General features: G+C 68.6%; 4 protein-coding genes. 3 read left to right on the forward strand and 1 reads right to left on the reverse strand.

All coding sequences use genetic code 11. From position 1 onward, the window contains the following. The coding region (locus QZV72_RS14800; RefSeq protein ID WP_297009513.1) for a helix-turn-helix domain-containing protein at positions 1-233 on the reverse strand (233 nt) is incomplete at its 3' end. Positions 234-417: 184 nt separating this feature from the next. On the opposite strand from QZV72_RS14800, the gene QZV72_RS14805 reads away from it, so the two are divergent. From QZV72_RS14805 to QZV72_RS14815, 3 genes are read left to right on the forward strand one after another with little or no spacing between them, the layout of a single operon-like run. Then, complete coding sequence (locus QZV72_RS14805; protein ID WP_297009514.1) at positions 418-1,164, forward strand: CoA transferase subunit A; 747 nt, start codon at positions 418-420, stop codon at positions 1,162-1,164. A gap of 3 nt (positions 1,165-1,167) precedes the next feature. Beyond that, positions 1,168-1,842: a 3-oxoacid CoA-transferase subunit B gene (locus QZV72_RS14810; RefSeq protein ID WP_297009516.1), complete on the forward strand. Its 675-nt coding sequence runs from the start codon at positions 1,168-1,170 to the stop codon at positions 1,840-1,842. Next, the gene (locus QZV72_RS14815) at positions 1,839-3,017 is read left to right on the forward strand and encodes an acetyl-CoA C-acyltransferase (protein ID WP_297009517.1); all 1,179 of its coding nucleotides are present in this window, start codon (positions 1,839-1,841) and stop codon (positions 3,015-3,017) included. The genes QZV72_RS14810 and QZV72_RS14815 overlap by 4 nt, the downstream gene beginning before the upstream one ends. Positions 3,018-3,079 lie beyond the last annotated feature (62 nt).

Genomic DNA, 3,079 nt, shown 5'->3' on the forward strand with positions numbered 1-3,079 from the left:
ACACCCATGAGGAAGATCTCGGGTCCGAGCATCCACCGGCCGCTGTCGGAATCCCGGTCCACCAGTCCCTGGTTGGTCAACGAGGTGAGCAACCGGTGCGCCGTCGGACGGGTCAGCCCGACCAGGGTCGCGATCTCCCTGGTTCCGGCCCCGTCCGGCATCATCTGGCTGACGACACGGAGGATGTCCGCCACCCTCGTCACGACCTGGGTCCCCGGAGGTCCTCCGGACACCCCTGTCCTCGTACCGTTCACACTCTTGGAGTTGTCCACTTAATGGACAGTACCATTACCGCTTTCCACCATGAGAGCAGTTTCCTCGAAACCCGACATCACCGTTGAACTGCACTATCGTCACGTCTACAGTTTCGCTGGCAGATATTTCAACGACCACATAATGAACCAAGGAGGAACGGCGGTGTCGAAGACAGTGTCAGACTCGGCAGCGGCCCTGATGCATCTGGTGAAGGACGGGATGACCGTGGCGGTAGGTGGCTTCGGACTGTGCGGCATACCCTCCGATCTCATCACCGGGCTCCGGGACACCGGGGTGAAGGACCTCACCATCATCTCCAACAACATGGGCATCGACGGCAGAGGACTGAGCATCCTCCTGGAGAACCACCAGGTCAGGAAAGTACTAGGGTCCTACGTCGGGGAATCGCGCATCTTCGCCGACCAGTATCTCTCCGGAGAGCTCGAGGTGGAGTTCGTGCCCCAGGGCACCCTCGCCGCCAGGATGCGGGCCGGCGGTGCCGGCATCCCCGCGTTCTACACACCCACCGGCGTGGGCACCGCGGTCGCGGACGGTAAGGAGGAGGCCGAGTTCGACGGCCGGAAGGCCATCCTGGAACGGGCCATCGTCGCGGACCTCAGCCTCGTGCACGCCCACACCGGGGACTCCGAGGGAAACCTCCGGTACCGGCTCACCGCGAAGAACTTCAACCCGCTGGTCGCGATGTGCGGGAGAACGACGGTGGCCGAGGTCGAGGTCCTCAGTGGTGACTACCTCGACCCGGACGACATCGACACCCCCGGGGTCTTCGTCGACCGTATCTACCGTCCCCGGACGGTCGAGAAGCTCATCGAGAAGAGGACGGTCCGGCCCCGCGAGGGACACACGGCCGTCGACGACACACCCGTGACCGCGGGACAGGGAAGGTAGACCATGTGGACACGTGACGAGATGGCGGCGATCGCCGCCGCCGAACTCACCGACGGCCAGTACGTCAACCTCGGGATCGGCATCCCGACCCTGGTCGCCAACAACCTGCCCGAGGGCGTCAGCGTCCACCTCCAGAGCGAGAACGGCATCCTGGGGATGGGGCCGTTCCCCTATGACGGGGAGGAGGACGCCGACCTGGTCAACGCCGGAAAGGCGACGGTGACCCTCTCCCCCGGCGCATCGGTCTTCGACTCCGGGGTCTCCTTCGACATGATCCGCGGCGGCCACGTCCACACCGCGATCCTCGGGGCGATGGAGGTCGCCGGCAACGGGGACCTCGCGAACTGGACGATCCCCGGAAAAATGGTGAAGGGGATGGGCGGGGCCATGGACCTGGTCGCCGGCACCCCACGGGTCATCGTCATCACCGACCACGTCGCCAAGGACGGCACTCCGAAGATCGTCGAGAGGTGCTCACTACCGCTCACCGGTGTCGGTGTCGTCGACCGGATCATCACCGACCGCGCCGTCTTCGACATCGTCGACCACCACCCGGTCCTCGTCCGTCTCGCACCCGGGGAGGATGAGGCCGACATCCGCCGCCTCACCGGTGCCCGGTACACCATGTCCCCGGACCTCGCCCCCGCCACCACGACACAACCGCAGGAGAACTCATGACCACCGCCGCTTCCATCGTCGGCTACGCCCGCACCCCCTTCGCCCGCTTCAACGGACAGCTGGCAGGTGCCGCAGCCACCGAACTCGGCGCCCACGCCGCCACCGCCGCACTCGACCGCGCCGGGGTGGCCCCGGACCAGGTCGACATCACCATCGCAGGACAGGTCCTCCAGGGTGCCGCCGGCCAGAACCCCGCCCGCCAGACCGCGGTCGGCGCGGGCGTCCCCCTGACGGTGCCCGCCATCACGCTAAACGCCGTGTGCCTCTCCGGGGCCGAGGCGGTGGCCCAGGCGGCCCGGCTCATCGCCACCGGCGAGGCGGAGATCGTCCTCGCCGTCGGCCAGGAATCCATGTCCCGCGCCCCCCACGCCATCCGGCTGCGCGGTGGACTGCGCTACGGCGACGGGACCCTCATCGACACGCTCGACCACGACGCCCTCACCGACGCCTTCGAGCACACCGGTATGGGCGTCCTCACCGAGAAGGGCAACCGGGAGCTGGGGTTGACCCGCAGTGAACAGGACACCTTCGCCGCCGCCTCACACGCCCGTGCCGCCGCCTCGGCGTCCTTCCTGGCCGGGGAGATCGAACCGTTCACCGTCAACTCGCGCAAGGGCTTCACCGTCGTCGACGCCGACGACGGAATCCGGCCGGACACCTCGGTCGAACTCCTCGGCGGTCTCCGCCCGGCGTTCGACCCGGAGCACGGCACCATCACGGCGGGCAACTCCTCGCAGATCACCGACGGTGCCGCAGCACTGGTGATCGCCGCTCCGGCGGCGGTGGAACGACTGGCGCTCACCCCGCTGGCCCGTGTCGAGGCGACGGGTTTCGTGGCGGGTCCCGATGTCCAGCTGCACGCACAGCCCTCCTCCGCCATCACCGCGGCACTGACGAGGATCTCCCGCACCCCAGCCGATCTCCGGGCGGTCGAGATCAACGAGGCCTTCGCCGCCGTGGGGGTGCACTCCACGCGTGAGCTCGGGGTGGACCCGGCGATCGTCAACCGGCACGGCGGCGCCATCGCCCTGGGCCATCCCCTCGGCGCGTCCGGCGTCCGGATCGTCGGGACGCTCGCCCGGCAGCTCGCCGGCCTCGGCTCCGGCGCGCTGGGTGCCGCCGCGCTCTGCGGCGGCGGTGGACAGGGCAGTGCCGTCGTCCTGAGCGCCGTGTGAGGTCCCACGCGTCACAGGGGGATGCAGGGGCGGCACCGTACCCCCGTCACCTCCGTCGCCTC

Origin of the sequence: uncultured Corynebacterium sp., assembly GCF_902782855.1 — a bacterium.
Lineage (GTDB): Bacteria > Actinomycetota > Actinomycetes > Mycobacteriales > Mycobacteriaceae > Corynebacterium.